At 65.8% G+C, this 23,688-nt stretch carries 25 protein-coding genes; 2 read left to right on the forward strand and 23 right to left on the reverse strand.

The window, feature by feature from the left end; all coding sequences use genetic code 11:
• Window positions 1-3: 3 nt before the first annotated feature.
• The 10 genes from sctR to DNK06_RS00100 form a co-directional block, all read right to left on the reverse strand.
• Window positions 4-663 carry a type III secretion system export apparatus subunit SctR gene (sctR, locus tag DNK06_RS00055; protein WP_042556778.1) on the reverse strand — a complete coding sequence of 220 codons (660 nt, stop codon included), beginning with the start codon at window positions 661-663 and terminating at the stop codon, window positions 4-6.
• Window positions 660-1,670, reverse strand: coding sequence for a type III secretion system cytoplasmic ring protein SctQ (gene sctQ / locus DNK06_RS00060; RefSeq protein WP_165493602.1), 1,011 nt, complete (start codon window positions 1,668-1,670; stop codon window positions 660-662). Before sctQ ends, sctR begins: the two co-directional genes overlap by 4 nt.
• Entirely contained in the window at window positions 1,667-2,146 is a 480-nt protein-coding gene (locus DNK06_RS00065) for a hypothetical protein (protein ID WP_131178019.1), read from the reverse strand. Before DNK06_RS00065 ends, sctQ begins: the two co-directional genes overlap by 4 nt.
• Window positions 2,143-3,465 (reverse strand): FliI/YscN family ATPase, encoded by a 1,323-nt coding sequence (locus DNK06_RS00070; RefSeq protein WP_131178020.1) that lies wholly within the window; start codon window positions 3,463-3,465, stop codon window positions 2,143-2,145. The genes DNK06_RS00065 and DNK06_RS00070 overlap by 4 nt, the downstream gene beginning before the upstream one ends.
• On the reverse strand, window positions 3,462-4,046 hold the full coding sequence (gene sctL, locus DNK06_RS00075) for a type III secretion system stator protein SctL (RefSeq protein ID WP_131178021.1): 585 nt from the start codon (window positions 4,044-4,046) through the stop codon (window positions 3,462-3,464). The genes DNK06_RS00070 and sctL overlap by 4 nt, the downstream gene beginning before the upstream one ends.
• The gene (locus tag DNK06_RS00080; RefSeq protein ID WP_131178022.1) at window positions 4,043-4,669 is read right to left on the reverse strand and encodes a type III secretion protein; all 627 of its coding nucleotides are present in this window, start codon (window positions 4,667-4,669) and stop codon (window positions 4,043-4,045) included. Before DNK06_RS00080 ends, sctL begins: the two co-directional genes overlap by 4 nt.
• Window positions 4,666-5,445, reverse strand: a complete 780-nt coding sequence (gene sctJ / locus DNK06_RS00085; protein WP_131178023.1) for a type III secretion system inner membrane ring lipoprotein SctJ — start codon at window positions 5,443-5,445, stop codon at window positions 4,666-4,668. The genes DNK06_RS00080 and sctJ overlap by 4 nt, the downstream gene beginning before the upstream one ends.
• Window positions 5,446-5,447: 2 nt before the next feature.
• The gene (locus tag DNK06_RS00090; RefSeq protein WP_131178326.1) at window positions 5,448-5,768 is read right to left on the reverse strand and encodes a hypothetical protein; all 321 of its coding nucleotides are present in this window, start codon (window positions 5,766-5,768) and stop codon (window positions 5,448-5,450) included.
• Window positions 5,769-5,870: 102 nt separating this feature from the next.
• Entirely contained in the window at window positions 5,871-6,074 is a 204-nt protein-coding gene (locus tag DNK06_RS00095; RefSeq protein ID WP_131178024.1) for a hypothetical protein, read from the reverse strand.
• 66 nt (window positions 6,075-6,140) lie between these two features.
• Window positions 6,141-6,770, reverse strand: coding sequence for a type III secretion protein (locus tag DNK06_RS00100; protein ID WP_242674640.1), 630 nt, complete (start codon window positions 6,768-6,770; stop codon window positions 6,141-6,143).
• Between the two features lie 108 nt (window positions 6,771-6,878).
• Between DNK06_RS00100 and DNK06_RS00105 the strand changes: the two genes are divergently transcribed.
• Window positions 6,879-7,688 (forward strand): tetratricopeptide repeat protein, encoded by an 810-nt coding sequence (locus DNK06_RS00105; protein ID WP_242674641.1) that lies wholly within the window; start codon window positions 6,879-6,881, stop codon window positions 7,686-7,688.
• Between the two features lie 26 nt (window positions 7,689-7,714).
• Here DNK06_RS00105 and DNK06_RS00110 read toward each other — a convergent pair whose 3' ends face one another.
• The 7 genes from DNK06_RS00110 to DNK06_RS25065 form a co-directional block, all read right to left on the reverse strand.
• A complete protein-coding gene (locus tag DNK06_RS00110; protein WP_242674642.1) occupies window positions 7,715-8,110 on the reverse strand; it encodes a hypothetical protein in 396 nt (131 codons plus the stop codon).
• A gap of 14 nt (window positions 8,111-8,124) precedes the next feature.
• Window positions 8,125-9,381, reverse strand: a complete 1,257-nt coding sequence (locus DNK06_RS00115) for a type II and III secretion system protein family protein (RefSeq protein WP_242674648.1) — start codon at window positions 9,379-9,381, stop codon at window positions 8,125-8,127.
• A 17-nt stretch (window positions 9,382-9,398) separates the two neighbouring features.
• Window positions 9,399-11,534 (reverse strand): type III secretion system export apparatus subunit SctV, encoded by a 2,136-nt coding sequence (gene sctV, locus DNK06_RS00120; RefSeq protein ID WP_131178028.1) that lies wholly within the window; start codon window positions 11,532-11,534, stop codon window positions 9,399-9,401.
• Window positions 11,531-11,872 (reverse strand): type III secretion apparatus assembly chaperone SctY, encoded by a 342-nt coding sequence (gene sctY, locus DNK06_RS00125; RefSeq protein WP_131178029.1) that lies wholly within the window; start codon window positions 11,870-11,872, stop codon window positions 11,531-11,533. Before sctY ends, sctV begins: the two co-directional genes overlap by 4 nt.
• Window positions 11,869-12,240, reverse strand: a complete 372-nt coding sequence (locus tag DNK06_RS00130) for a hypothetical protein (RefSeq protein WP_131178030.1) — start codon at window positions 12,238-12,240, stop codon at window positions 11,869-11,871. Before DNK06_RS00130 ends, sctY begins: the two co-directional genes overlap by 4 nt.
• A 1-nt stretch (window position 12,241) precedes the next feature.
• Window positions 12,242-13,177, reverse strand: coding sequence for a SctD/MshK family protein (locus tag DNK06_RS00135; RefSeq protein ID WP_131178031.1), 936 nt, complete (start codon window positions 13,175-13,177; stop codon window positions 12,242-12,244).
• A 159-nt stretch (window positions 13,178-13,336) separates the two neighbouring features.
• Window positions 13,337-13,498 carry a hypothetical protein gene (locus tag DNK06_RS25065; RefSeq protein ID WP_165493604.1) on the reverse strand — a complete coding sequence of 54 codons (162 nt, stop codon included), beginning with the start codon at window positions 13,496-13,498 and terminating at the stop codon, window positions 13,337-13,339.
• A gap of 255 nt (window positions 13,499-13,753) precedes the next feature.
• On the opposite strand from DNK06_RS25065, the gene DNK06_RS00140 reads away from it, so the two are divergent.
• On the forward strand, window positions 13,754-14,233 hold the full coding sequence (locus DNK06_RS00140; RefSeq protein WP_131178032.1) for a MarR family winged helix-turn-helix transcriptional regulator: 480 nt from the start codon (window positions 13,754-13,756) through the stop codon (window positions 14,231-14,233).
• Window positions 14,234-14,428: 195 nt separating this feature from the next.
• On the opposite strand, the gene DNK06_RS00145 is transcribed toward DNK06_RS00140, so the two are convergent.
• The 6 genes from DNK06_RS00145 to mhpT all read right to left on the reverse strand — a co-directional run bounded on the left by DNK06_RS00145 (window position 14,429) and on the right by mhpT (window position 23,586).
• Entirely contained in the window at window positions 14,429-16,168 is a 1,740-nt protein-coding gene (locus DNK06_RS00145) for an acyl-CoA dehydrogenase family protein (protein WP_131178033.1), read from the reverse strand.
• 29 nt (window positions 16,169-16,197) lie between these two features.
• A complete protein-coding gene (locus DNK06_RS00150; protein WP_131178034.1) occupies window positions 16,198-17,436 on the reverse strand; it encodes a thiolase family protein in 1,239 nt (412 codons plus the stop codon).
• Complete coding sequence (locus tag DNK06_RS00155) at window positions 17,433-19,304, reverse strand: feruloyl-CoA synthase (RefSeq protein WP_131178035.1); 1,872 nt, start codon at window positions 19,302-19,304, stop codon at window positions 17,433-17,435. Before DNK06_RS00155 ends, DNK06_RS00150 begins: the two co-directional genes overlap by 4 nt.
• Window positions 19,305-19,408: 104 nt before the next feature.
• The gene (locus DNK06_RS00160; protein ID WP_131178036.1) at window positions 19,409-20,857 is read right to left on the reverse strand and encodes an aldehyde dehydrogenase; all 1,449 of its coding nucleotides are present in this window, start codon (window positions 20,855-20,857) and stop codon (window positions 19,409-19,411) included.
• A 92-nt stretch (window positions 20,858-20,949) separates the two neighbouring features.
• Entirely contained in the window at window positions 20,950-21,780 is an 831-nt protein-coding gene (locus DNK06_RS00165) for a p-hydroxycinnamoyl CoA hydratase/lyase (RefSeq protein WP_042556760.1), read from the reverse strand.
• Window positions 21,781-22,368: 588 nt separating this feature from the next.
• Window positions 22,369-23,586, reverse strand: a complete 1,218-nt coding sequence (gene mhpT / locus DNK06_RS00170) for a 3-(3-hydroxy-phenyl)propionate transporter MhpT (protein ID WP_131178037.1) — start codon at window positions 23,584-23,586, stop codon at window positions 22,369-22,371.
• Window positions 23,587-23,688 lie beyond the last annotated feature (102 nt).

Below are 23,688 nucleotides of genomic sequence, written 5' to 3' on the forward strand. Positions count from 1 at the left end.
GCTTCATCCTCCTCCGTAACTGAGGATCAGGCCGTGCATCAGCCGTGACCAGCCGCTGACGGCGACGAACAGAAAAATCTTCAGGGGGATCGAGATCAGCGTCGGCGACACCATCATCATGCCCATGGCCATCAGCACGTTGGCCACCAGCAGGTCGATCACCAGAAAGGGGATGTACAGCAGAAAGCCGATTTCGAAGGCGCGGGTCAGCTCGGAGCTGACGAACGCCGGAATCAGTACCACCAGATCATCGTCGCGCAGATCGGCGCGGGCCTCCTCGGACCAGACGGTCTCCGTGGCCTGCACGAAGAACGCGCGCTCGGAGGGGTTGGCGAAGCGTGACAGGTGCGTCTGCAGGGGGGCATGCAGAGCGTCCCCCAGCTCGCGCAATTCCTCGGCGTTCTGCAGACTGATCGAGCGGCCCTCCACCTCGCGATACATCTCGCCGATCAGCGGCGTGGTCACGTACACCGCGAGGATCAGGGCGATGCCGTAGAGCACCAGGTTCGGTGGCGTCTGCTGCACGCCCAAGGCGTTGCGGATCAGGAACAGCACCACGGATATCTTCAGGAAGCCGGTCAGGGTCACCACCGCCAGGGGAATCAGCCCGATCGTGGTAACGACCAGGATGATTTCCAGCAGGTTCGGCTGGTAATCCGTCATAGGCTGGCAAAGCGGGTCAGGCGCACACCCAGGCCATCACCGATAGCAACCAGCTCGCCGCGCCCCACGCAGCGGCCGTTGACCATCAGCTCGACCCGCTGCGAATCTCCTTCCGGCAGGGCCAGCACACTGCCCTCGCCCAGTTCGCGCAGTTGCCCCAGGGGCATTTCCAGGCTGCCGATCTGACAGATCACCGTCAGTGGCACATCGTCCAGTTGCGCATCATCGGCGTCATGCCCCATGGGGTTCTCCGTGTTCGGGTTGATCGGTTGCAAGGCTTCGAGCAGTTCCAGGCGGGACTGCCGGCGTTTGAAACGGGCCTGACGGCGGCCATCGGCGAGCACCAGCAGGCCATCGGCGCCCGGCGGACAATCGAGCATCAGTACATCGCCCGGCTGCAGGCTGCGCAGCTCGGCCAGGCTCAACGATTGCCAACCGCGCTGCAGCGACAAGCCCAGGTGCAGCGCCGGCAGCGGATGGCGCGCCGGCTGCAGGTGGCGCTCCAGCAACCTGGCAACGGTTTCGCCGGCAACGGCGCTCAGCCCCAGGCCCAGCACGCCCAGCCGCGTACCCTGCTCGCTCAGTTGCAGGGTCAGCATGAAGTCCCAGGGCTGCGCGTCGGCATCCAGACTCAGCGCCTCGCCCAGCTCCTGTTCGAGTGGTTCGATCCAGGGCAATAACGCCTGCTCGAGCAGTACGCTCTGCAAGGGCTGCGGCAGGCTGTGGAAATCCCGCTGCAGGTCGAGGGGCGCCAGCAGTCGTTCGAGCAGTGGCGCATCCAGGTGCAGTTGCATCGCCGCCGGGCCGAGACGCGCCGGCAGCACGATGGCCGCGTCCGTTTCTGGCAACTGGCTGATGATGCTGACCTCGAACCGCTCACCATTCACTTGCCCCTGCCAGGCCTGGCGACGACGCAGCAGGCGATTGTGCAGGGCCTGCCGAGCGACATCGAGCTGCGGCAACGACGGCAACAACGGCGCCGGTAACGACGACTGAAGACAATTCATCGACGTGTGGCTCCATGGGGACGGTCTTCGGCCAGGCTTTCCTCGACCGCCTCGGCAGCCCGCTGCTGAGTGCGGTAATGGCGTTGCAACAAGGGCTCCAGCGCCTCGCATTGCAACTGGCGACGCAACCACAGCTGGTGAGCCTGATCACGGCTGGCCTGCACGTCGGCCAGGTGCCGCGATGCCTCATTGGCCCGCTCCGCCAGATGGGCCCGCTGTGCCTCCAGCGCGTCGAGCAGATCCAGCGCACTGCGGTAACGCCCCACCGGCAGCGCACCGGCGCTGAGCAGGGTCTGCAGTTGCCGGGCTTCATCTTCGAGCAGTGCCAGCGCCTCGTGAACCTCCGCTTGCGCCCCGGCCAGCCGCTCGGCCGCCTCCTGGCAACGCACGCGCCAACTGGCCAACTGCGCTTCGGCACGGCGCTCGCGCAAGCGCCGCAGCTCATCCAGTTGCTGCACGGCGTGGGCGCTGCTCATGCCAGCACCTTGCGCAGGGCGCGTAGCGTGTCGTCGAGGCTGCTCGGCTCGCTGGCATCCTGGCGCAGGAACTGCTCGATGGCAGCGTGCCGGGCGATGGCTTCGTCGGCCAGCGGATCACTGCCGGGCACGTAGTCGCCGGTGCGCAGCAGCAGTTCTATGTCGGCATGCCGCGCCATCAATGCACGCAGGTGGCCGGCCAGTTGCCGCTGTTCGGGCTCGACCACGCGATCCATCAGGCGGCTGCGGCTCTGCAGTACATCGATGGCAGGAAAGTGGTTGCGCTGGGCCAGCTCGGCGCTGAGCACAAGGTGGCCGTCGAGGATCGAGCGCACTTCCTCGGCCACCGGGTCGAGGGACGCATCGCCTTCGGTGAGAACCGTATACAGCGCAGTGATGCTCCCGGTGGCCGCTGGCCCGGAGCGTTCCAGCAAACGCGGCAAGGCGGAAAACAGTGACGGTGGATAACCACGGCGGGTCGGCGGCTCGCCGATAGCCAGGCCGATCTCGCGCTGAGCGCGGGCGAAGCGGGTCAGGCTGTCGAGCAACAGCAGCACATGGCGGCCCTGATCACGGTGATACTCGGCGTGGGCGGTGGCCACCAGCGCCGCCTTGACCCGCTCGGTGGCCGGCCGATCCGAGGTGGCGACCACGGCGACGGTGCGCGCACGGGCCTCAGCCCCCAGATGGACGTCGAGCAGCTCGCGTACCTCACGCCCGCGCTCGCCGATCAAACCAATGACGATCACTTCAGCCTCGCTGCGACGCACGATGCTCGCCAGCAGCGACGACTTGCCCACACCGGGCTCCCCGAAAATGCCCATGCGCTGGCCGCGCGCCACGGTGAGCAGACCGTCGATGGCGCGAATACCCAGCGGCATCGGCCGTTCGATCAGTTGCCGGGAAAACGGCGCAGGCGGTTCGGCCTGCAGCGGATAGCGCTGCAAACCACTGACCGGCGAGCCGCCATCCAGACAATCGCCCAGCGGCCCGATCACCCGGCCAAGCAGGGCATCGCCCACCAGCACGCTCTGGTTCTCACCGGTGGCGACGATTTCGGTACGGGTCGACAGCCCCTCCAGGGAACCGACCGGCGAGAGAATCGCCTCATCGCCCTCGAACCCCACCACCTCGGCAGTCAGCACTCGCCCACTGGCCGGATCGCTGAGGCGGCACAACTCGCCGATACCGACGTTGGGCACGCTGGCCTGAATCAAGGTGCCGCGAATGCTGCGGATGCGCCCGCGCAACGGTCGCGGCTGCGCATCGTCCAGCCGGGCGGCCAGGGTCGGCAACAGGTCATGCAGGGGTGCGTTCATGCGCCGCCCTCCAGCACGCCGGGCAACAACGCCTGACGCAGCCCCTGGAGCTGGGTGTGCAGATCCAGCTCGACGCTGGCCTGGGGGCTGCTCAGGCGGGCATGACCGGCGGCAAGGCTGTCATCCGCCTCCACCTGCAGACGCTCGCCGAGATCGACCAGTTGTCCGCGCACGGCTTCGAGCTGAGCGGGGCGGACATGCAGGCGCAGCCGCTGCGCCTCACGAAAAGCCGACAATGCCTGCCGTGTGCACAGCGCCAGGCGGGTGCCGTCATCCAGCTCACCGATCACCCGGCGGACGATGCCCAGGGCCAGATCGGTCATCTGCGCTTCCAGGCCGGCCAGGTAGTCATCGACCTGCACCGCCGTGCGCGCCAGCAGCTCGGCGGCCTCGCGCTGACCTTCCGCGCGCCCGGCAGCCAGGCCCTCTTCTCGTGCCTGATCACGCAGTTGCTGCAATTCACCCTGAGTTCGCTCGGCTTCTTCGCGGGCGGCCTGCAGAAAGGCATAGCCGTCGATCCACTGCGCGGCCTGCTCGGCACGCACGATACGCTGACCCGGTTTGCTCGGCAGCGTGCTCATGCCGCGCCCTGCTCTTCATGGGAGGTCAGTGCGCAGGCCACCTGGCGTACCCGCTGGATGTCCTCGGCGCCGCCTGTCGACAGCGGCGCGGCCAGATCGAAGCGCAGGCGCAACCAGGCCTGCAGCGGAGCAGGCTGTGCGGCCAGCCAGGCATCCACGCAACGCTGTCCATCACGATCGATGGCTGCCAGCAGGGCATCGTCTTCGATGATCGCCTGCTGGCCGACCACTGGCTCGCGCCAGCTCACGGCCAGGTCGTACACCTCATCACCGAGATGCGCACGCAGCTTCTGCACCACCGGGCCGCGAATTTCCCGGGCCAGGAAGTCGGCATGCTGGCAGGCACCACAGGACAGGGCGAGACGAGCGAAGCGCTGCCGAGAGAGGAGCAGCACCGGCAGATCGTCGTCCGCAATCTGGCCGACGCTCGCCAGTGGTTCCAGCCCGTAATAGGAGGCCAGCAAGCCGCCGATGCGCGCCTCGAAGCGTGGCTGCCTGGCCAGATCGATCACTCGCTCACGCGGCACGGCACCGAGCAGCGCGGCCTCGAGGCACTCTTCGGCGACGAATTGCATCGGTTGAGCCAGCAGCGCACGCCAGGCGTCGCGCAACGCCTGGCTCATTCGCTTTCCCTCAATACGTAGGTGCCCTGCCCTTGGCGCTCGCGCCACAGGTACCAGGCGAACGCCCCGGCCACGCCGAGCAGCAGGAACAGCCCGCCGAAGAACAGCGTACGTGCCCGCGACACGCTTTCATCGAGCATCCAGATGCCCAGGAATGAGCTCAGCGGCGGCCGCGCATCGTCACGCAGGTTGCGCATCGCCGCCTTGATCGCGGTCACCGAAACGCCGTCGTAATTCAGCCCGGAAATACCGTTGGCCACCAGGGTCTTGATCTGCGGGATCAGTTGGTCGACATCGGTATCCGGCTCATAGCGGATCAGCACCGAAGCCGATGAAGGTGAGATCACCCGTTTGAGCAGGTCATTGTCGGGCAGCACCACATGTACCCGTGCCGACAGCACGCCGTCGATCTGCGACACGGTGTGCGACAGCTCCTCGCTCAGGGCGTAAACCATCTGTGCCCGCTCCTGCACCGGCGAGGACACCAGACCGTTGTTCTTGAACACGTCGCCCATGTTGGAAAACTGCTGCTGCGGCAGGCCGGCCTCGTCGAGCAGGGCCACGGCGTCGGACAGCCGCTCCTGAGGCACGCTGACGGTGATGCGGCCATCTTCCTGCACCTGACGCTGAGCAGCGATACCCTCGCGCAGCAATGCGGCGACCATGCTGTTGGCTTCACGCTCGCCAAGGTTGCTGTACAGCACCATGCCGTCACAGGCCTGCAGCAACAGTGTCAGCATCAACAGCGCGACCAAGCGAAGAGGATGCCCACGCATGTTCACTGGCCCCTTAGCAGGGTGTTGGCAGAGCCGGAAATCTGCGTGGCACCACGCACCACCATCTGGGTTTCGATGGAGTAATCGAAGACCCGGCTGAGGGAGCCAACCAGGCGGTCGATCTGCTGCTCGTTGACCTTGCCCGGTTCGACACCGGCGCCCTTGTCCACCGGCGAGCTGCTGACGTAGGGCGTGCGCTCCACGCTGGCGCTGTCGGAAAAGCCGCGCGAGCGGTCGATGAAACCGTTGAGTCGTTCCATCAGGTTCTCGCCGATCTGGTTCGGGCTGGCGCCCTGGGGCATGCCCTTGGCCTGGCTGGCCATGTGCTCGAACAGGTTCTGCGAGACCTGGGCGACATCCTGGCCGGCGGCCGTGGGGGCCGCCGTGGCGACTGCTGCGCTGACTGTCATGGCCGATCCCCGTGGTTATTCTTCGTCGTCCGCGGTGGCTTCCTTGAGTATCTCCTGGGCCCTCGGCATGACGATGAACTGGCCGCCGAGGATGATCGCCTGGGTGATCATGTCGTTGGTGAGCTCGTCCTCGGCCTGGGCGTTTTCCAGCGCCTGGTCGAATTCGGCCTCGGGGGTGTTCTCTACCGTGCTGTTGCCATCTACCGAACTGACTGCCATGGGATTTCTCCTTTCACCTGGGTTTATCAGACCGTTGAAAAACACCCTGCATTTTTCAACGGCTCGTCATTCGTCCGCACCCTTGACCACCTGAATGCCGGCACTACCGCGAAACACCCGCACCCCCCGCTCGCGAACCACTTCGGGTTCCGCCACCACCGGGCTCTGCAACTGATCGATACGTTGCTGAACCAGCACCATGTAGGGCGGTGGCCCGGAAATCAGCATGCCGTCCCCGTGAAAACTGCTGCGCAGGGACAGGTGCTTGCCTGCCACTCCCAGCTCGTCCAGGGATGCCTGCAACTCGTCGAGCTGAAAACCGCTGGGTTCGAACTGGCGGATCTCGATTTCTTCCTCACTGTTCACGTGCAGCATGTTGCCGTCGAAAAACCAGGTCAGGCCGCTGTTGCCACACAGCGCGTCGAGAAACTCGCCAGCGCTGGAAGCACGCAGATTGCTCTGTGCACGCCCCTTGACCCGACTGGAAATCGCCATCGGCAGACCAAGGTTGCGCCCGAAGGCCTCCAGTGCACTGCGCAGATCCTGATTGATCACCACATAGGCATAGGGCTGCTCGTACCACTGCGGCGTCGCCTCGGCGCGTGCCAGCCCTGAACTGCCCGCCAGCAACAGCAGGGACAGCGCCAGGCCGCGCCTGACGGAACCACTATCGGCGCAGGCAGGGCGATGAAACAACCGCCGGCCGGCAACAATCACAAGATTTCGCAGCCGCTTCACATACCCCACTGATGATGGCTCTATAGAATGCCCGGCACGTGCCGGATCAACCCAGGAGCACCGCCTTTGCCGTCGATTTCCTCCCGCCGCATCCTGCTGCTCGCCAGCTTCGTCCTGCTGGGCGCCTGCAGCAGCAACGCGCCCAGCAATGCGTCCGCGCCAGCGGGCGATGACGCCTACCAACGCCTGATGAAACTGGCCAACGACGTCGAGGCACGCGGTGACCGCGGTACCGCGGCGACGCTTTATCAGCGTGCCGCCGAACAGCCCGGCGCCGGTTTCGAGGCCTGGCAACGGCTGGGCCGTGCACGACTGGACAGCGGCAACGCCCGCGGCGCCGAACAGGCCTACCAGAAAGCCGTCGCCCTGGAACCGGACAATCCGGTCGGCCTGCTCGGCCTGGGCACCGCGCAGTTGCGCCTGGGTTATCCGGAGCGCGCCCAGCCGCTGCTCGCCAGCGCCACCGAGCAGTTGCCGAACGAGGCCCAGGCCTTCGCCCGCCTGGGCGCCGCCGAAGCCCAGCTGGGCAACATCAGCGCCATGCAGAGCGCCTTCGCCACGGCTCGCAAGCTGGCGCCCGGCGATCTCGATGCGCGCAGCAACCTGGCGCTGGCCTATGCCCTCAATGGTGACAGCGACAACGCGCTGCGCGAGATCGACGGCATCGACCGCTCGCCCACCGCGCAACTGCGCCACCAGCGCAATGCGCTGCTGATCCAGGTGCTGGCCGGCAAGCGTGGCAAACCGGCCAGCGTGCAGCTCGACGACACCAGCCCGGCCGAGCGCCAGACGCTGATCGCCGAAGCCCGGCGCATCGCCGCCATCGAGGATCCCGCCGAACGCGCTCGCGCCCTGGGGCTGAGCGCCGATCACTAGGGTCTGTTCCCGTTTCATCACGAGGCTCATTGCCCGCCTCCGGTATCGCTCTGCGCCGCCTGCTCCTGCCGGCGGCGGCGCTTCTCGTCGGTTTCGAAACCTTCCAGATACGACTGCGCCGCCCGACCTACCGGCGCGGCCAGCGTCGGCCCGGTCTGCCGGCCACGCAGCAGATCACCGCGGCGCTCGACCATCTGCAGCAGATTGGCGTTGTTGGCGCAGCCAGGCGGCAGTGGTAGCAGCGCCTGTTCATCGACCGGCTGGCCCTCATCCGAAACGCGACGACAGGCATCCGGCACCAGCAGAGTCTGGCCATTGCCATCGACGATGGTCTGGTAACCATGGGAATAGCTGGGCGCCTGCAATTCGGTCTGACAGGCGCTGAGCAGCAGGCAGATGGACAGCATGCTCAGACGAGTCATCGCGGTACCCCCGTTCATTGCACGTGAAACCCGAAGGAACTGCTACGCGCGGGCGCATCGGCGCGCGCCCCCAGGGTGCGGTCGAGGGGTGTGAGCATCGCCTGGGTCTGCACCGGTTCGACCAGGTAGGGCGTGATCAGGATCACCAACTCGGTTTCGTTCTGCTGGAAGCGCTTGGAGCGGAACAGGTTGCCGAGGATCGGCATGTCACCGAGCAGCGGGACTTTCTCCAGATCCTGGGAGTTCTCGCGCTGGAACAGACCGGCGATGGCGAAGGTCTGGCCGCTGCCCACCTCGACACGGGTATCCGCGCGGCGCACACGGAACGACGGCACGCGGAAGCCGGACACCTCCAGGGTGCTGCCGCCCATCAGGCTGCTGACCTCCGGGCGCACCTGCAGGCCGATACGGTCGTTGGGCAGCAGTGTCGGGCTGAACAGCAGCGACACGCCGTAGGACTTGTATTCGATGCCGACCAGGTCGCTGTTCACCGGCACCGGTACCGGTACTTCACCGCCCGCCAGGAAGCTCGCCGTTTCACCGGTCATGGCGGTAATGTTGGGCTCGGCGAGAATCTCCAGCACTCCGTTGCTCTGCAGTGCTTCGAGCACGGTGTCGATATTGAAGTGGCCGCTGTCCAGGCCGACGCCGATCAGGTTGGAAGCGCCAGCGGCGGCTTCCGCCGCCAGATTGCCTCCCGTGAGCAGGCCGAAGGAGAAGGTGCCGTTGTTGAACAGCGCGTTCCAGCTCACCCCGTAACGCAGCAGCTCTTCCCGGGACACTTCGGCGAAGCGCACGCGAATGTTTACCTGCGCCGACCCCGGGTAGGTGGCGGTGTTCACTGCGCTCTGCCATTCCTGCCCGGTGGGATCGAGCATGGCGTTGAGATCCAGCGCCTCGCCGACGCCGCTGACCTGGCCACGGGCCGTCAGGCGGTTACCCACACCCTTCACTTCGGCGCCGCTCTGCGGATGGCTGCTGCGCAGCGCGCTGCTGATCGGCCGGCCATTGCTGCCGACATTGATCTGCAGCGAGGCGATCTCCCGCTCGTCGCTGCCCAGGGCCACCAGCGTGGTGTGCCCGGCGCGCTTGCCGAACAGGTAGATGACGCCAGGCGACACCACCTGCAGATCGGCAATGCCCGGTTCGGCGACCATCACCGCATCCACCGGCTCGGCGAACCGCATGATGCGCCCCTCGCCTGCCGCCAGATCGATGCGGCCACCCAGCGGCGACTGCGCCATGGCCAGTAACGGCATGCAGCAGAACATCAGCAACAGCCCGCGCATCATGTGGCACCTGCCAGAGCGGGTGCGGGTTCGCTTCTTTCCGCCCGCGCGGTAGCCGGTGAGCCGATCACCTTGATCGCCTGCAGGCTGTATTCCGGAGCCAGTTCGGTAAAGGACAGCACGGCCATCTCCAGTTCGTCACGAATGCACAAGCGCAGGATTCGGCGGCGCAATTCCGGGTGCACCACCAGGGTCGGTCGAACCTGCTCGGGCAATTGCGCGCACTGCTGGCGCAGCGCCTTGAGCAGGCCGCGGGTGGCTTCCCGGGCACGGATTTCACCGCGTCCGGTGTCTTGCTGGCGCGCGGCCTCCAGCAATTGAGCTTCCAGGGCCGAGCCAAGCACGAAGGCGGCGATCACCCGTTTCTCATCGGCATGCTGGTGGCTGATCTGCCGGGCCAGGGCCATGCGCAGGTGATCGGCGAAGCGCCCGACATCCCCCTCGCGGCCGCCCCACTCGACCATCGCCTCGAGCAGTGCGCGGCGATTGCGGATCGATACCCCTTCGGCCACCAGCCGGCGCAGGGCATCGGCGACACGCTGCAAGGGCACAGCACGCAAGGCTTCCTTGACCAGCTCGCCGTGGCTCTCTTCCAGATGCGCGAGCAACTGGCGGGTTTCCTGGATGCCGAGAAAATCCCCGGCGTAACGGCGCAGGGTGCGCGCCATCACGTCGCGGAGGATTTCGTCCGGGCGCAGGTAGACGATGCCCGCATCGCTCAGGTCGGCCTGCTGCTCGCCAGCGATCCACAAGCCCGGGCGGCTGCTCAGCGGCGATGCGCGTTCCTCGCCCTGGATGTCGAGCAGTTGCAGATGCACGGGATCGTCCTGCAGCAGCACCTGGGCAGGGTTCAGCTCGCCCTGATCCACCGGCACGCCTTCCAGCTCGACACGGTAGCTGCCAGTTGCAGCGGCCATGTCGACCAGCACCGACGGCATCGGAAATTCGATGCCCAGCTCGTTGTGCAGATCGTGGCAAAGCACCTCGAGGCGCTGTTTGAACGGCTGCAGGGGCACCGCCTCGGCCAGGCCGGGGCCAATGGACAGCAGCACACGGGAATCCGCGGCGGCGGGTGATGGCTCGGCTTCGTTTTCGGGTTCCGCCTCGATAGCCTCCTCGACCACGTCGGGCGCTGACGCCTCGACTTCCTGTTCCCGGCGCTGGCGACGCCTCAGCATCCAGGCGCACAGCCCCAGCACGGCCGACAGACCGAGAAACACCGGCGCCGGAAAACCGGGAATGAACGCGACGGCGGCGAGGATCAGCGCCGTGAGCGTCAGGGCCCGCTGGCTGTTGCCCATCTGGCGGATGATCTCGGTGCCCAGGTCGGACTGTTCGGCCTCGTTGTTGACCCGGGTGACCACGGTACCGGCCGCCACGGCGATCAGCAGCGCCGGGATCTGCGCGATCAGCCCGTCACCCACGGTGAGCAGAGAGTAGGTATGCCCGGCCTCGGAGAAGGACATGCCGCGCGACAGCATGCCGATCAGCAGGCCGCCGATCAGGTTGACGAAAAGGATCACCAGGCCAGCGATGGCGTCGCCTTTGACGAACTTCATCGAGCCATCCATGGCACCGAACAGCTGGCTCTCGCGCTGCAGGTCGGAACGCCGACGGCGGGCTTCGTTGGAGTCGATGTCGCCGTTACGCAGGTCGTTGTCGATGCTCATCTGCTTGCCGGGCATGGCGTCCAGGCTAAAGCGCGCCGCCACCTCGGCGACCCGTTCGGCGCCCTTGGTGATCACCACGAACTGCGCCACGGTGATGATCAGGAAGATCACCAGACCGACCACCACTTCGCCAGCGATGACGAATTTGCCGAAGGCTTCGATGATGTGCCCGGCATCACCATGCAAGAGGATCAGCCGCGTGGTGCTGATCGACAGAGCCAGGCGGAACAGCGTGCTGAGCAGGATCAGCGCCGGCAGCGCGGACAGCTCCAGCGGCTTGCTGATGTAGAACGCGACGATCAGCACGAGGATGCTCAAGGCGATGCTGATGCCGATCAGGGTATCGACCAGGTAGGTCGGCAGCGGGATGATCATCATCACGATGGCCATCATCATGAAGGCGACGATCACCACCTCGGTACGTTGCGCGGCCATGCCCGCCAGGGCGCTGAGGCGCGCCATCATGCTGCACGCTCCTGGCGCATCTGCCGGTAGCGGGCGAAACAGCTGCGCGCCTCGTGGTGCTGGCCGGCGCACCACAGGGCACGGCTGCGCAGCAACAGCCAGGCGGCGGACTCGCCTTGCAGCGCGTGCAGATGATCCAGCGTGCGCAACGCCCGCTCGCCATCGCCGCTGGCGGTGAAGGCAGCGGCCAGGCGGGCCAGCAGCACCCGGTCATCCGGGTTCAATTGCACGGCCAGTAGCAACAGCACCAGGGCGCGCTGCCCCTGACCGACCCGCAGGTAAAGATCACCCAGGCCCTGCAACAGCTTGGCGGCATCGTGATCGTCGCGCTGCATCATTCCCCCGTCTCGGTTTCGACCCGCTGCCGATCCAGGGCCTGACGGGTGTCGAGCTCCTCACGGACGAGGGCCATGGCCAGTGTTCTGGTTTCACCGTCGAGCGGCAGCGTCGGCAGGATGCGTTCGAGAATGTCCTCGAGAATTTCCGCGGGCCGCGAGCCGGCGAACAGCCCAGGCTCCACACCAGCGGCCAGTTCCAACGCCTGCAGGTCATCCTGTATCGACGGCAGCGGCGGCGTGCGCGGCAGGCTGGGCTGGCGAACGACGGGTGGCGGCGTGGGTGAAACGGGGAGCAGCTCATTCGGGCGGGTACGAACCTCGGACGCTGCATCCGAAGGCGCCAGCGGGGCGCGTGAATCGATCTTCATGCTAACGCCCGAGCGTGAGGGCGAAACGCTCGTCACCGAGCGCCAGCACCACCTGACCGTCCTCGATGCGCTCGAGTTTCCAGCCACCTTCCAGCGGCGCACCGGGATACAGGCGCGCGCCTGATGCATTGATCACGTAGGGGTTGTCGCCGAACCACACGGCCTGGAAATTGACCCGAGGGCGGGCGGCGCTTTCGCGCACGCGGACATCGCCGCGCAGCACGTACTGGCGCCCGTACCGGCTGTCGAAGTACTGCTGCAGGGCCAGCCAGTCCTGCTCCTGGCCAGGCTCCACGGTACCACTGACGCGCACCTGCCCGGCGCTGACGTCGAGCTTGAGATTGTCCAGGCCGGCGGCCTTGGCCTGGCTGGCCAGGTCGGCGCGGGCCAATTGCAGCGACGCCGCCCTGGGCGCCTGTGCAGGCTGCTCCTCGGCGATACTCAGGCGCTGCAGCGATTCGGGCTCGGAAGCGTACATCGGGGTGTCGCGCAGCATTGCCAGGGCGCCCGCACAGATGAACATGAACAAGGCGGCGATGGCCCACTGCGCCTTGCCGTACCACACGGGATTCACAGCGGGGCCATTGCGTTCGGGTACGGCGAGGCGCAGGGTCGCTTCGCCGATACGGATATCCACAGGCAGTCGACCGCGGTAGCCGTGCCCGCGCGCGATCGTCGTTTCACGCCCGGCGCGGATCACCCGTACATCGCCACCGGTGGCCTCGACGCCGACGTGGCGAGCGCTGAAACGCAGGGTCAGATGACGCTCCACGACCCCGGCGTCGCGCAGCATCAGGTTCGTCGTAGCGCCACTGCCGATGCTATACACCGCTTCATCCAGCGACAGGGAAACGCCGCGATGGACGCCAGCGGTCACATCCAGACGGGGCAGGTCGCCGCTGTTCGGCAGGGCGGAACTAGAGGCTATCGCAGTCATTTGACTCACCGGGTTCGCGGCTCGCGCCAAGGCTCAGGGATCGCGTTATCGAGCGACGCAGTTGGCCAGAACGACCCTGCCACGCACTCGATGGAAAAGCTGCCGATAACGGCGCAGACACAGGTTGCAGGCGACGCCAGGCGCCGCCTGCAGCCCGGGTCAGTTCTGCGGACGCTGTTTGGTAGCGTCGAGCTCGGCTTTCTTGGCCGTGGTGATCTCGGTGATCTTGGCGGATTTCTCGATCGCCATATCGAACACCGCGGACATCTTGTCGATGGCGGCGTCTGCGTTGCCACTGCTTACTGGAGGAGTCTCAGCCATGGGATATCTCCGAACGAATCAAGGGGTAATTGGCGGCACCACCACCGGTGATAGCCGGTTCCAGGAAAACCACCTCGATGAGCGGGCTTTCCTGCAACGACTCGAAGCCTAGGGAGGGATCGCCAAGCGGTGTTGTTAAAGGTTGTTAAAGCTTGTTGAGCAACCGTTAACAGATGCGTAGAGCCGCGCCACTGGCCAGCTGCAGCGCAAGCATGCAAAATGCTTAACACGCTTAACCGAAGAAGAGTCCCTCGCATGAGCAGCCCCTCCAGTCAGATCGATACAGCCCCCAGCACCTCGCACGAGGCCGCCGCCCTCAGCGACAACTGGCTGGACACGCTGGTCGGCTATGCCTTGCGCCGCGCCCAGTTGAAAGTGTTCCAGCATCTGGTCGGCAACCTCGCCGAGCATGACCTGCGCCCCGCACAATTCACCGCCATGGTGATCATCGAGAACGAGCCCGGCCTGATGCAGGCGGATCTGGCCCGCCAACTGGCCATCGAACCACCGCAACTGGTGCCGCTGCTCAATAAACTGGAAACCCGCGGCCTGGCCCAACGCGTACGCGGCGTACAGGACAAGCGCGCCTACGGCGTGTTCCTCACCAAGGCCGGGCTGGCTCTGCTGGAACAACTCAAGGCCATCGCCGTGGCCAGCGACGAAGCGGCCACCGCCGCCCTGGACGACGACGAACGTGCCCAGTTGCTGCGCCTGTTGCACAAGGTCAACGGTTGAGCCGGACTGTCAGGTTGTAGGGTGGATCGGGGCGCGTAGCTGACGCTTCACCTACGCGGCCCGACCCATCCACCGTTCTGCAATCGCAATGGTGGACAAAAAGAGCGTTGTCCACCCTACGGGAACGACCGGCCGCTTACGCCACATTGTTTCCATTCATTTGCACATCACGCATCTGCGGATCAAAAGCGCCCGTCAATCCAGAAACGGTAGCGGTGCCCGCGCGGCATCGATCCGGGCAGTTCGCAGCTCGATCTCCGGAAGCAGATAGCTGAAGAAGAACGCCGCACTGTCGAGTTTCTTCTGATACCAGCAATCCTCGGCCAACAGCGGTTGCACCAGCCGTGCCGAGCGAGCCCAGGCGAACGCCAGCAGCGACCAGCCGATCAGATGGAGAAAATCCCCAGCGATCCGGTACGGGTATTCATCGTCGTTCTGGGCATGCGCAAAGATGTCCTTCACCAAGCCCCGAAACCTCACGCACAACGCTTTCAACTGCTCGGCATATTCACCGCCCGCCGCCACTTCCTGCTCGAACACCGCCAGCAACTCATCCAGAGCCGCGCCGCCATCGCCGAGCACCTTGCGCAGCAGCAGGTCGTTGGCCTGAATCTCGTTGCTGCCTTCGTAGATCATGGCGATGCGGCTATCGCGCAGGGTCTGTTCGATGGCGTACTCACCGATGTAGCCATAGCCACCGAAGACCTGCAACGCTTCGCTGGCAAGGTGAAAACCCTGGTCGGTGAAGAAGGCCTTGATGACCGGCGTCAGCAGGCTAGCCAGACGCTGAGCCTGCTGACGCGCACCCGCGCTGGCGGCGTGCTCGGCCTGATCCAGCAGATGCGCCCCCCAGTAACCGATGACACGCAGGCCCTGACTGACCGTACGCAGGCGCAGCAGGGCCAGGCGCATGGCCGGGTGATAATGGATCGGGTCGGTGCCAGCGGCGGCCACCCCGGCAGGGCGAGCGGGCGCGCGCATCTGCTGGCGCTGGCGAGCGTATTCGGCGGCGTTCTGCCAGGCCGCCTCGGCATGCCCCAGGCCCTGCAGGCCGACGTGCAGGCGCGCCGAATTCATCATCACGAACAAGGCCGCCAAGCCACGATTGGCCTCGCCAATCAACCAGCCCTGGGCACCGTCGAAACTCAGCGAGCAGGTGGCGCTGCCCTTGATGCCCATCTTGTGTTCGATGCCGTCACAGCGCACGGCATTGCGGCGACCGTCATCCAGCAGCTTGGGCACCAGAAACAGCGACACACCACGGCTGCCGCTCGGCGCATTCGGCAGGCGTGCCAGCACCAGATGCAGGATATCGTCGGTCAGGTCGTGCTCGCCGCCGGAGATGAACAGCTTGTTGCCGCTCACACGGTAGCTGCCATCGGGCTGCCCTTCGGCACGGCAGCGCAACAGACCGACATCGCTGCCGGCCTGGGGCTCGGTCAGGCACATGGTTGGCAGCGCCTGACCGTTGACGATGGATTCCAGGTAGCGCGTCCTGATGCCTTCCGGCGCGTGGGCCTGCAGGCACAGGTAGGCACCATGGGCGATGCCGGTGTACATGGACCAGGCATGGTTGCTGGCGTAGAGCATTTCCTGCAGCGCCGCGTCGAGCAGTTGCGGCAGGCCCTGGCCGCCATGGGCAGGATCACAGGCCAGCGCTGGCCAGCCGCCCTGCACATAAGCGCGGTAGGCCTCGACGAAACCATCGGGCGTGCTCACTTCGCCGTCTTGCCAGCAACAGCCCTGCCGGTCACCGCTGGCATTCAGCGGCGCCAGCACGCCTGAACTGAAACGCCCGGCCTCCTCCAGCACCTGCAGCGCCAACGGCAGATCGAGGTCAGCGAAAGACGGCAGCTCGGCCCAGGCAGCGTGCGCCTGCAGCCAGTGTTCGAGGACGAATTGCATATCGCGCAGAGGCGCGTGGTAGTGCCACATGATCGGTCTCCCAGCAGGCAGTGAAGGCGTCAGGCGTGATAGCCAGGGTTTTCGATCAGCAGCGCCATACCCTGGCCGCCACCGATGCAGGCGGCAGCGATGCCGTAGCGCAGATTGCCGTCGCGTAGCTGCCGCGCCAGGGTCATGACCAGGCGCAGGCCGGTGGCCGCCAGTGGATGGCCCAGGGCGATGGCGCCTCCGCGGCGATTGAGACGCCCAGGATCCAGCTCCAGTGTCTGGGCCACGGCCAGCACCTGGGCGCCCTGGGCTTCGTTGATTTCCAGCAGGGCGATGTCGTCCAGTGCCAGGCCGCTGCGCTGCAACAACAGGCGGATCGCCGGCGCCGGGCCGATGCCCATCGCTTCCGGCGCCACACCGACCACGCAGGCGGCCAGCAGCCGGGCCAGCGGCGGTCGTCTGCACGCGGATGCCCGCCCCACCAGCGCGGCGGCGGCGCCATCGACCACCGCGCAACTGTTGCCGGCGGTCTGCACACCATCGGTGTGGATCGCTGACAAGCGTGCCAATGCCTCGACATCGGTGGGTCGTGGGTGGCTGTCCTGCTCGACGCTCTCGACCCGCCGCGGTAACCGAATGCCGCGATTCCGATAACCCTCCAGCACGAATGTCTCGTTGCCGACGGCGACGATCTCCTCGGCCAGCCAGCCCGTATCGCGGGCCTGCAATGCACGCCGATGGCTGTCCAGCGCATAGGCATCCACCTGCTCGCGGCCGATGCCGTAATCGCGGGCCAGGCGCTCGGCGGTGGCGATCATGTCCAGATCCGGCGCCGGGTCGTGCAGCGCCTCCCAGAGGAAATCCTTGAATTCGACCGGCGCGCCGAGGCGGAAACCGCCGCGATGATCGTAGGCGGCGATGGGGTTGCGCGACATGGACTCGGCGCCCACGCACAGTGCCAGTTGCACACCGTCGCGCAGTTGCATGCCGGCCTGGCGCAACAGTTCCAGGCCGGTGCCGCAGATACGCTGCACGGCCAGCGCCGGCACGGTCTGCGGCACACCGCTGTAGAGGCCGATATGCCGCGGCAGCAGGTAGGCATCGAAACTGGCCTGGGCCATGGAGCCGGCCAGCACGCTGTCCACCGCTCGCGAATCGAGGCCGGCGCGCGACAGTACGGCACGCCCGACCTTGATGCCCAGGTCGATGGGCGACACCTGGGCCAGCGCGCCGTTCAGGTCGACCCAGGGGGTGCGCAGCGCCTCGATGATCGCCACATCGTCGAAGGCCGTGTACTGGCCGCCGCTCATGGACGTGGCTCGGCACGCAGGATCGAGTCGTCCCGGCCGCGGTACAGCGCCTCCACCTGCTCCGCCCGCCATTGCAGCACGGCACGCTGGTTGATCGAGCCCTTGTCGGTGATCTCGCCCCGGTCGATGGACGGTGCCTGCTCCAGCAGGGCGATCCATTCCAGACGCGTGGCATTGCCGGTGGCCGTCTGATTGAGGCGTTGCAGCCAGCCGGCGAACCAGTCGCGCACCGGGGCGCTGGCCAGCACCTGAGCATCGCTGGCCGAGGCATCCAGCCCGGCCAGTTGCCGGCACTCGTACAGGCGCGGGAACACCAGCAGGCCCAGGCATTCTCGATCCGGCGCGGTGACCACCACATCCTGCACATAGGGCGCGCCTTCCAGCACCGCGCGGTTGCGCAGCGGGCCGACGCTGACGAACACTCCGGAGGACAGCTTGAAGTCCTCGGCGATACGCCCGTCGAACATCAACCCCAGTTGCGGATCCGTCGGGTCGGCCAGCTTGAGGGCGTCGCCGGAGCAGTAGAAGCCATCCTCGTCGAACACTTCTTCGCTCTGCTGCGGCGCACGCCAGTAGCCGGGCATGATGTGCGGCCCGCGGAAACGCCCTTCCAGCTTGCCGGCCACCGGTACCAGGCGTACTTCGCAGCCCGGTGCCGGCAGGCCGATGTAGCCGGCCATGGACAGCGGCCCGGTGGTGAAGGTGCAGGACGGCGCGGCTTCGGTCATGCCCAGCCCGGCCATCATGCGGATGCGCTCGCCACAGTGCCGCTCGGCGACCCGGTCGAGGCGATCCCAGACGCTTTGCGACAGCCCGGCAGCGGCGAAGAAGAACAGTTTGATGCGGGCGAAGAAGGTCTCGCGCAACGCGGCATCCTGCTCCAGGGCGCTGACCAGTTCCTCCCAGCCCTTGGGCACGGTGAGGTAAGCCGTGGGCGAAATCTCGCGCAGATTGCGCAGGGTTTCGGCCATGCCCTGGGCGGTCGGTTTGCCCTGGTCGAGGTAGAAGGTGCCGCCGTTGTACAGCACGATGCCCAGGTTGTGGCTGCCGCCGAAGGTGTGGTTCCAGGGCAGCCAGTCGACCAGTACCGGCGGCTCTTCGCCGAACACCGGGAAGGTCTGCAGGAGCATCTGCTGATTGGCGCAGAGCATGCGCTGGGTGGTGACCACCGCCTTGGGCAGCTTGGTCGAACCAGAGGTGAACAGGAACTTGGCGATGCTGTCCGGCCCGGTGGCGGCGAATGCCGCCTCGGCCTCGGCGCCGCCGGGCTGTTGCAGCAGGCTGGCGAAGTCGATGCGCTGACGTCCGGCGATCTCGCCGCGCACGGAGACCAGCGGCACCTCGGCCGGCAGCACCGCATCGATGGCGCGCTGGAAGGGCGCGGCATCGCTGACGAACAACAGCCCCGGGCGCAGCAGATCGCAGACGTGGCGCAGCTTGGCGAAGTCCTGGGACAGCAACGAATAGGCCGGCGATACCGGGCAATAGGGAATGCCTGCGTACATGGCGCCAAGAGCGATCTGCAGATGCTCCAGATCGTTGCCGGAGAGGATCGCCAGCGGCCGGTCGGCACTCAGGCCGAAGCCGAGCAAGCCCTGCGCGATGGCGCGTACCCGGCTGAGCATCCGCGCATAGCTGATGCGCTGCCAGTCGCCGCCCTGGTCGCGGGCGGCGATAAAGGTCTGTTGCGGGCGCACCTCGGCCCAGTGCAGCAAGCGGTCGAGCAGGCGCTCGGGCAACGGCGCCAGCGGTTCCAGCGAGCGCATATGCAGAACGCCATGATGCTCACTGACCTCCACTGGCGGGCGGCCAATGGTTACCGGGCGATACTGCGGTCTGATATCGGAGTTCACCTTGCGTTTCTCCATCCGGGCGGATCTGTCCGCCGCTGTTGTTCTTGTTCTATCGGTGCGCCGCCGCCCCTCCTTCGAGGAAGGGCGGCAGGCAGGCGCAGAGACTGGATCGGCTGCAGCTAGATCGGATAGTGGCGTGGGCCGTTCTGCAAGGTTACCCAGCGCAACTGGGTGAACTGCTCGATCGCCGACCTGCCGCCAAAGCTGCCGTAGCCACTGGACTTGACCCCACCGAAGGGCATCTGCGCCTCGTCGTGCACGGTCGGCCCGTTGATATGGCAGATACCCGACTCGACGCGCTGGGCCAGGGCCAGTGCGCGAGTGGTATCGCGGCTGAAGATCGCCGCCGACAGGCCGAACTCGGAATCGTTGGCCAGACGCAGCAGTGCCTCGTCACCGTCGCCGCGCAGTACCACGGCCACCGGGCCGAAGGACTCCTCGGCGTACAGACGCATGGCCGGGGTCACACCGTCGAGCAGGGTGGCCTGCATGACACTGCCCTCGACCTGGCCGCCGGCGACCAGGCGCGCACCTTTATCCACTGCATCATCGACCAGCGCCTTGATGCGCTCGCCAGCCGAGACGTCGACCAGCGAACCCAGCACGGACGCGCTGTCAGCCGGATCACCGGCACGCAGGGTGGCGATCTTCTCGGCCAGCTTGCCGACGAAGGCGCCGGCCACCCGGCTGTCGACCACCAGGCGTTCGGTGGACATGCAGATCTGCCCCTGGTTGAAGTAGGCGCCGAAGGCCGCTGCTTCGACCGCGGCGTCCAGGTCGGCGTCATCCAGCACCAGCAGCGGCGCCTTGCCACCGAGCTCCAGCAGTGCCGGCTTGAGATGGCGTGCAGAGAGTTCGCCGACGATGCGCCCGACCTTGGTCGAGCCGGTGAAATTGACCCGTCGCACCGCCGGGTTGGCGATCAGCCGCTCGACGATGGCCGCAGCGTCTGCCGGGGCGTTGCTGATGACGTTGACCACGCCATCACCCAGGCCGGCATCCTGCAGCACCTGGCCGATCAGGCGATGTACCGCCGGGCTGAGCTCGGACGCCTTGAGCACCACTGTGTTACCACAGGCCAGCGGCATGGCGATGGCGCGGGTGGCGAGAATCACCGGGGCGTTCCAGGGCGCGATGCCCAGCACCACGCCGCAGGGTTGACGCAGGGCCATGGCGAAACTGCCGGGGACGTCGGAAGGAATCACCTCGCCGTTGATCTGCGTGGTCAGCGACGCAGCCTCGCGCAGCATGTTGGACGCCAGGTGCACGTTGAAACCGTACCAATTGGCCATCGCCCCGGTTTCCCCGGCGGCGGCGATGAACTCGCCGGCCCGCGCCTGCATCTGCTCGGCCGCCTTGAGCAGGCGTGTACGCCGCTCGTTGGGCACCAGCGCAGCCCAGACGGGAAAGGCAGCCTGGGCCGCGGCAACCGCCGCATCGGCATCCTCCAGGGTGGCGGCTGCGACCCGCGAGACCAGCTCGCCGGTCACCGGGTTGCGGCGCTCGAAGGTTCGTCCATCACCGGCGGGGCACGATTGGCCGCCGATCAGCAGGGGCACGTCCAGCATGATGATTCCTCATTCTTGTCTTTATCAGGAGCTGTCTTTATCGGGAATACCGTGGCGCTGTCAGCAGCGCCACCTAACGCCAGGCAGAGCGATCAGCGCTTGTAGGCCTGCAGACCGGGCTTGATGCTCTTGTCGTCGAGGAACTGCTTCATGCCCTGCTCGCGGCCGCCCTCTTCGTCGAGCAGGCGCGACTGATCGAGTTTGGCGTACAGATAGTCTTCGTTCTGCTCCCAGGTCAGCTCGCGGCAGCGCTTGAAGCCATGCTTGGCCGCGCGCAGCACCACCGGGTTCTTCTCCAGCAGATTGCGCGCCAGCTCCAGGGTGGTTTCACGCAGTTGCGCCAGAGGCACGCTCTCGTTGACCAGGCCCATCTCGGCGGCTTTCTGCCCGCCGAAGGTCTTGCCGGTCATGATGTAGTACAGCGACTGGCGGTGGCCCACGGTGTCGGCCATCGCCTTGCTCACCAGGTTGCCCGGCGGGATGCCCCAGTTGATCTCCGACAGACCGAAGGTGGCTTCGTCGGCGCAGATCGCCAGGTCGCAGGCCACCAGCGGGCTGAAGCCACCGCCGAAGCACCAGCCGTTGACCATGGCGATGGTCGGTTTGGCATAGAAGCGCAGCAGGCGCCATTGCCATTGCGAGGCCTCGCGGCGGATCTTCTCCTGGAGGATTTCCGGGCCGGCATCCACTTCGCGGAAGTATTCCTTGAGATCCATGCCGGCGGTCCATGACTCGCCGGCACCGGTCAGCACCAGCACGCGGGCCTCGGCATCCTGCTCCAGCACCTCGAGAATCTCGACCATCTCGCGATTGAGGGTCGGGCTCATGGCGTTGCGCTTTTCAGGACGGTTGAGAGTGACCCAGGCGATGCCTTCTTCGACATCGACCTTGACGGTTTGCCAGCGGCCTTCGTACTTGCTCATCGAATTGCTCTCTTGTTGTCTGTTATCGATGAGCAGAAGCTAACCCTGAAAAATAGTTATGTCAATTAACTATTTATCATAATCATCATTTCTGCTTGATAGGGACAAGGTTCAAAGCTCGATTCGCGCAGCGTTGGGCGCTGATAACCCCGATCAGTACACATGGCCACTGCGCTATAGCGAAAGGCTTACACAACAGTGCGCCGGTTGGCTCTGGTGACAAACCCAGGCAGCGCCGTAATCTAACCCCACTCCTGCAGCACAGGACGTGCTCAGGGTCATGGATGACGTGACCATAGCCAGGATGGCAGCCGACAGGATGTTGGCATTGGTCAATGAAAACCCGCTTCGGCGGGTTTTTTATTGCCTGCCATCCCTGGCGGCAACCCTTCGGGCCGTCGCAAGCGACGTTAAAAATGGCTCCCGGCCATTTTTTATTGCCTGTGGAAAAGTGCAGCGGCCAGAGGGCCACGCACCTTTCTCTCACGTCACCAGAAAAGCGTCATGCACCACGGCCTTCTGCAAACGCCGATCAGGCTAAGAAGCAGTGCCAGTGTGCGCGTCAGTCTGTCCATCGGCACAGCCTTCTCAGCGGGAAGTCGTCGAAACCACGGGCGCATCGGCAGGCCGCCGACGGCTCATGCCCAGTACCACCAGCGCGGCGATCACCAAACCGGGCGACGCTGCCAACAACACGCCAGCGGTACCCGCTCCTGCGGCAAGAATCTGCCCAGCCGCCAAGGGGCCGGAAACCGAACCCAGGCGGCCTACCGCCACCGCAGCGCCGACACCGGTAGCGCGCACCGAGGTCGGGTAGGTCGGTGGAGCCAACGCATAGAGCACCAGTTGCGCAGCGATGACGAACAGACCAGCCGCAAACCCGGCTACCGCCATGGCCAGCATGCCCGAGGCCAACCCCAGGCCTGCCAGGGATGCCAGCACGCCGCCATAAACGAACAAGACCACGCCTGTACGGCCACGACGATCCAGCAACACCCCGCCAAGCAGCGAGCCGATGGCGCCGCCGATGTTGAACAGCATCTGGATGGTGCCGGCCTGGGACTTGCTGAAGCCCTGTTCGAGCAGCAGAGAAGGCAGCCAGTTGAGCAGCATGTACATCACCGTGAGGGTGAAGAAATAGCTGATCCACAAGGCCAACGTCGCACCTGCGCGGTTTTCGCCAAACAGCGCATGCACGGTGGACTCGCGAACCGGCGCAGCGCTCTGATGCTGTTCGCGGAAATCCCGCGACTCGGGCAGCAGGATCATCAGCAGCGGCGTCACCAGCAACGGCGCCACGCCACCAACGATGAACACCGTCTGCCAGCTGTCACCACCGAGCATGCCGACCACCGCCGCGATGGCACCACCCAGCGGCACACCGCAGTACATGATGCTGATGGCGGTACCGCGGCGACGCTCGTCGACCGCTTCGGCGCACAACGCGATCAGGTTCGGCAATGCAGCGCCGAGGCCCAGGCCGGTCATGAAGCGCGCCAGCAACAGCGCGTTGACGCTACCGACGTAGGCCGTCCACAGCGAGAAGATTCCGAAGATGATCACCGCACCGATCAGCACTCGCTTGCGGCCGATGCGGTCGGCCAGCCAGCCACCGAAGAAGGCGCCGGGCAGCAGGCCGATGATGCTGGCACTGAACATCCAGCCCATCATTTTCTGATCGAGTTCGAAGGCCTGGCGAATCCCGGCGGCGGCGATGCCTGCCGATTGCAGATCCAGCCCCTCGATGAGCGCGACGATAAAACACAGCGTGACGGTCAGCGTCGAGCGACGCGATGGCGTGTCCATGGGTAACCTCGATTTTATTGTTGTTGTCTTCGCTCCCGGCAAACGGTCGATAACCGCCCGGGACTGTCGGCCGTCTGACGACCCTCAAAAAGATTAACAAAT

This window comes from Phytopseudomonas daroniae (genome assembly GCF_004327285.1).
In the GTDB taxonomy this organism is placed as follows: Bacteria; Pseudomonadota; Gammaproteobacteria; order Pseudomonadales; family Pseudomonadaceae; genus Aquipseudomonas; species Aquipseudomonas daroniae.

Coding starts and splice junctions, on each gene's coding strand:
- DNK06_RS00080 (WP_131178022.1), bottom strand. CDS start 4,669: ATGAGCCAGGCGTTGCGCGACGCCTGGCGTGCGCTGCTGGCTCAACCG.
- sctV (WP_131178028.1), bottom strand. CDS start 11,534: ATGATGGCGCGCCTCAGCGCCCTGGCGGGCATGGCCGCGCAACGTACC.
- sctQ (WP_165493602.1), bottom strand. CDS start 1,670: ATGAATTGTCTTCAGTCGTCGTTACCGGCGCCGTTGTTGCCGTCGTTG.
- DNK06_RS00155 (WP_131178035.1), bottom strand. CDS start 19,304: ATGGAGAAACGCAAGGTGAACTCCGATATCAGACCGCAGTATCGCCCG.
- sctL (WP_131178021.1), bottom strand. CDS start 4,046: ATGAGCACGCTGCCGAGCAAACCGGGTCAGCGTATCGTGCGTGCCGAG.
- DNK06_RS00160 (WP_131178036.1), bottom strand. CDS start 20,857: ATGCTGGACGTGCCCCTGCTGATCGGCGGCCAATCGTGCCCCGCCGGT.
- DNK06_RS00095 (WP_131178024.1), bottom strand. CDS start 6,074: ATGGCAGTCAGTTCGGTAGATGGCAACAGCACGGTAGAGAACACCCCC.
- sctJ (WP_131178023.1), bottom strand. CDS start 5,445: ATGCGTGGGCATCCTCTTCGCTTGGTCGCGCTGTTGATGCTGACACTG.
- DNK06_RS00140 (WP_131178032.1), top strand. CDS start 13,754: ATGAGCAGCCCCTCCAGTCAGATCGATACAGCCCCCAGCACCTCGCAC.
- DNK06_RS00070 (WP_131178020.1), bottom strand. CDS start 3,465: ATGAACGCACCCCTGCATGACCTGTTGCCGACCCTGGCCGCCCGGCTG.
- sctY (WP_131178029.1), bottom strand. CDS start 11,872: ATGATGCAGCGCGACGATCACGATGCCGCCAAGCTGTTGCAGGGCCTG.
- DNK06_RS00165 (WP_042556760.1), bottom strand. CDS start 21,780: ATGAGCAAGTACGAAGGCCGCTGGCAAACCGTCAAGGTCGATGTCGAA.
- DNK06_RS00110 (WP_242674642.1), bottom strand. CDS start 8,110: ATGACTCGTCTGAGCATGCTGTCCATCTGCCTGCTGCTCAGCGCCTGT.
- sctR (WP_042556778.1), bottom strand. CDS start 663: ATGACGGATTACCAGCCGAACCTGCTGGAAATCATCCTGGTCGTTACC.
- DNK06_RS00090 (WP_131178326.1), bottom strand. CDS start 5,768: ATGGCCAGCCAGGCCAAGGGCATGCCCCAGGGCGCCAGCCCGAACCAG.
- DNK06_RS00150 (WP_131178034.1), bottom strand. CDS start 17,436: ATGAGCGGCGGCCAGTACACGGCCTTCGACGATGTGGCGATCATCGAG.
- DNK06_RS00130 (WP_131178030.1), bottom strand. CDS start 12,240: ATGAAGATCGATTCACGCGCCCCGCTGGCGCCTTCGGATGCAGCGTCC.
- DNK06_RS00065 (WP_131178019.1), bottom strand. CDS start 2,146: ATGAGCAGCGCCCACGCCGTGCAGCAACTGGATGAGCTGCGGCGCTTG.
- DNK06_RS00135 (WP_131178031.1), bottom strand. CDS start 13,177: ATGACTGCGATAGCCTCTAGTTCCGCCCTGCCGAACAGCGGCGACCTG.
- DNK06_RS00115 (WP_242674648.1), bottom strand. CDS start 9,381: ATGTTCTGCTGCATGCCGTTACTGGCCATGGCGCAGTCGCCGCTGGGT.
- mhpT (WP_131178037.1), bottom strand. CDS start 23,586: ATGGACACGCCATCGCGTCGCTCGACGCTGACCGTCACGCTGTGTTTT.
- DNK06_RS25065 (WP_165493604.1), bottom strand. CDS start 13,498: ATGGCTGAGACTCCTCCAGTAAGCAGTGGCAACGCAGACGCCGCCATC.
- DNK06_RS00145 (WP_131178033.1), bottom strand. CDS start 16,168: ATGTGGCACTACCACGCGCCTCTGCGCGATATGCAATTCGTCCTCGAA.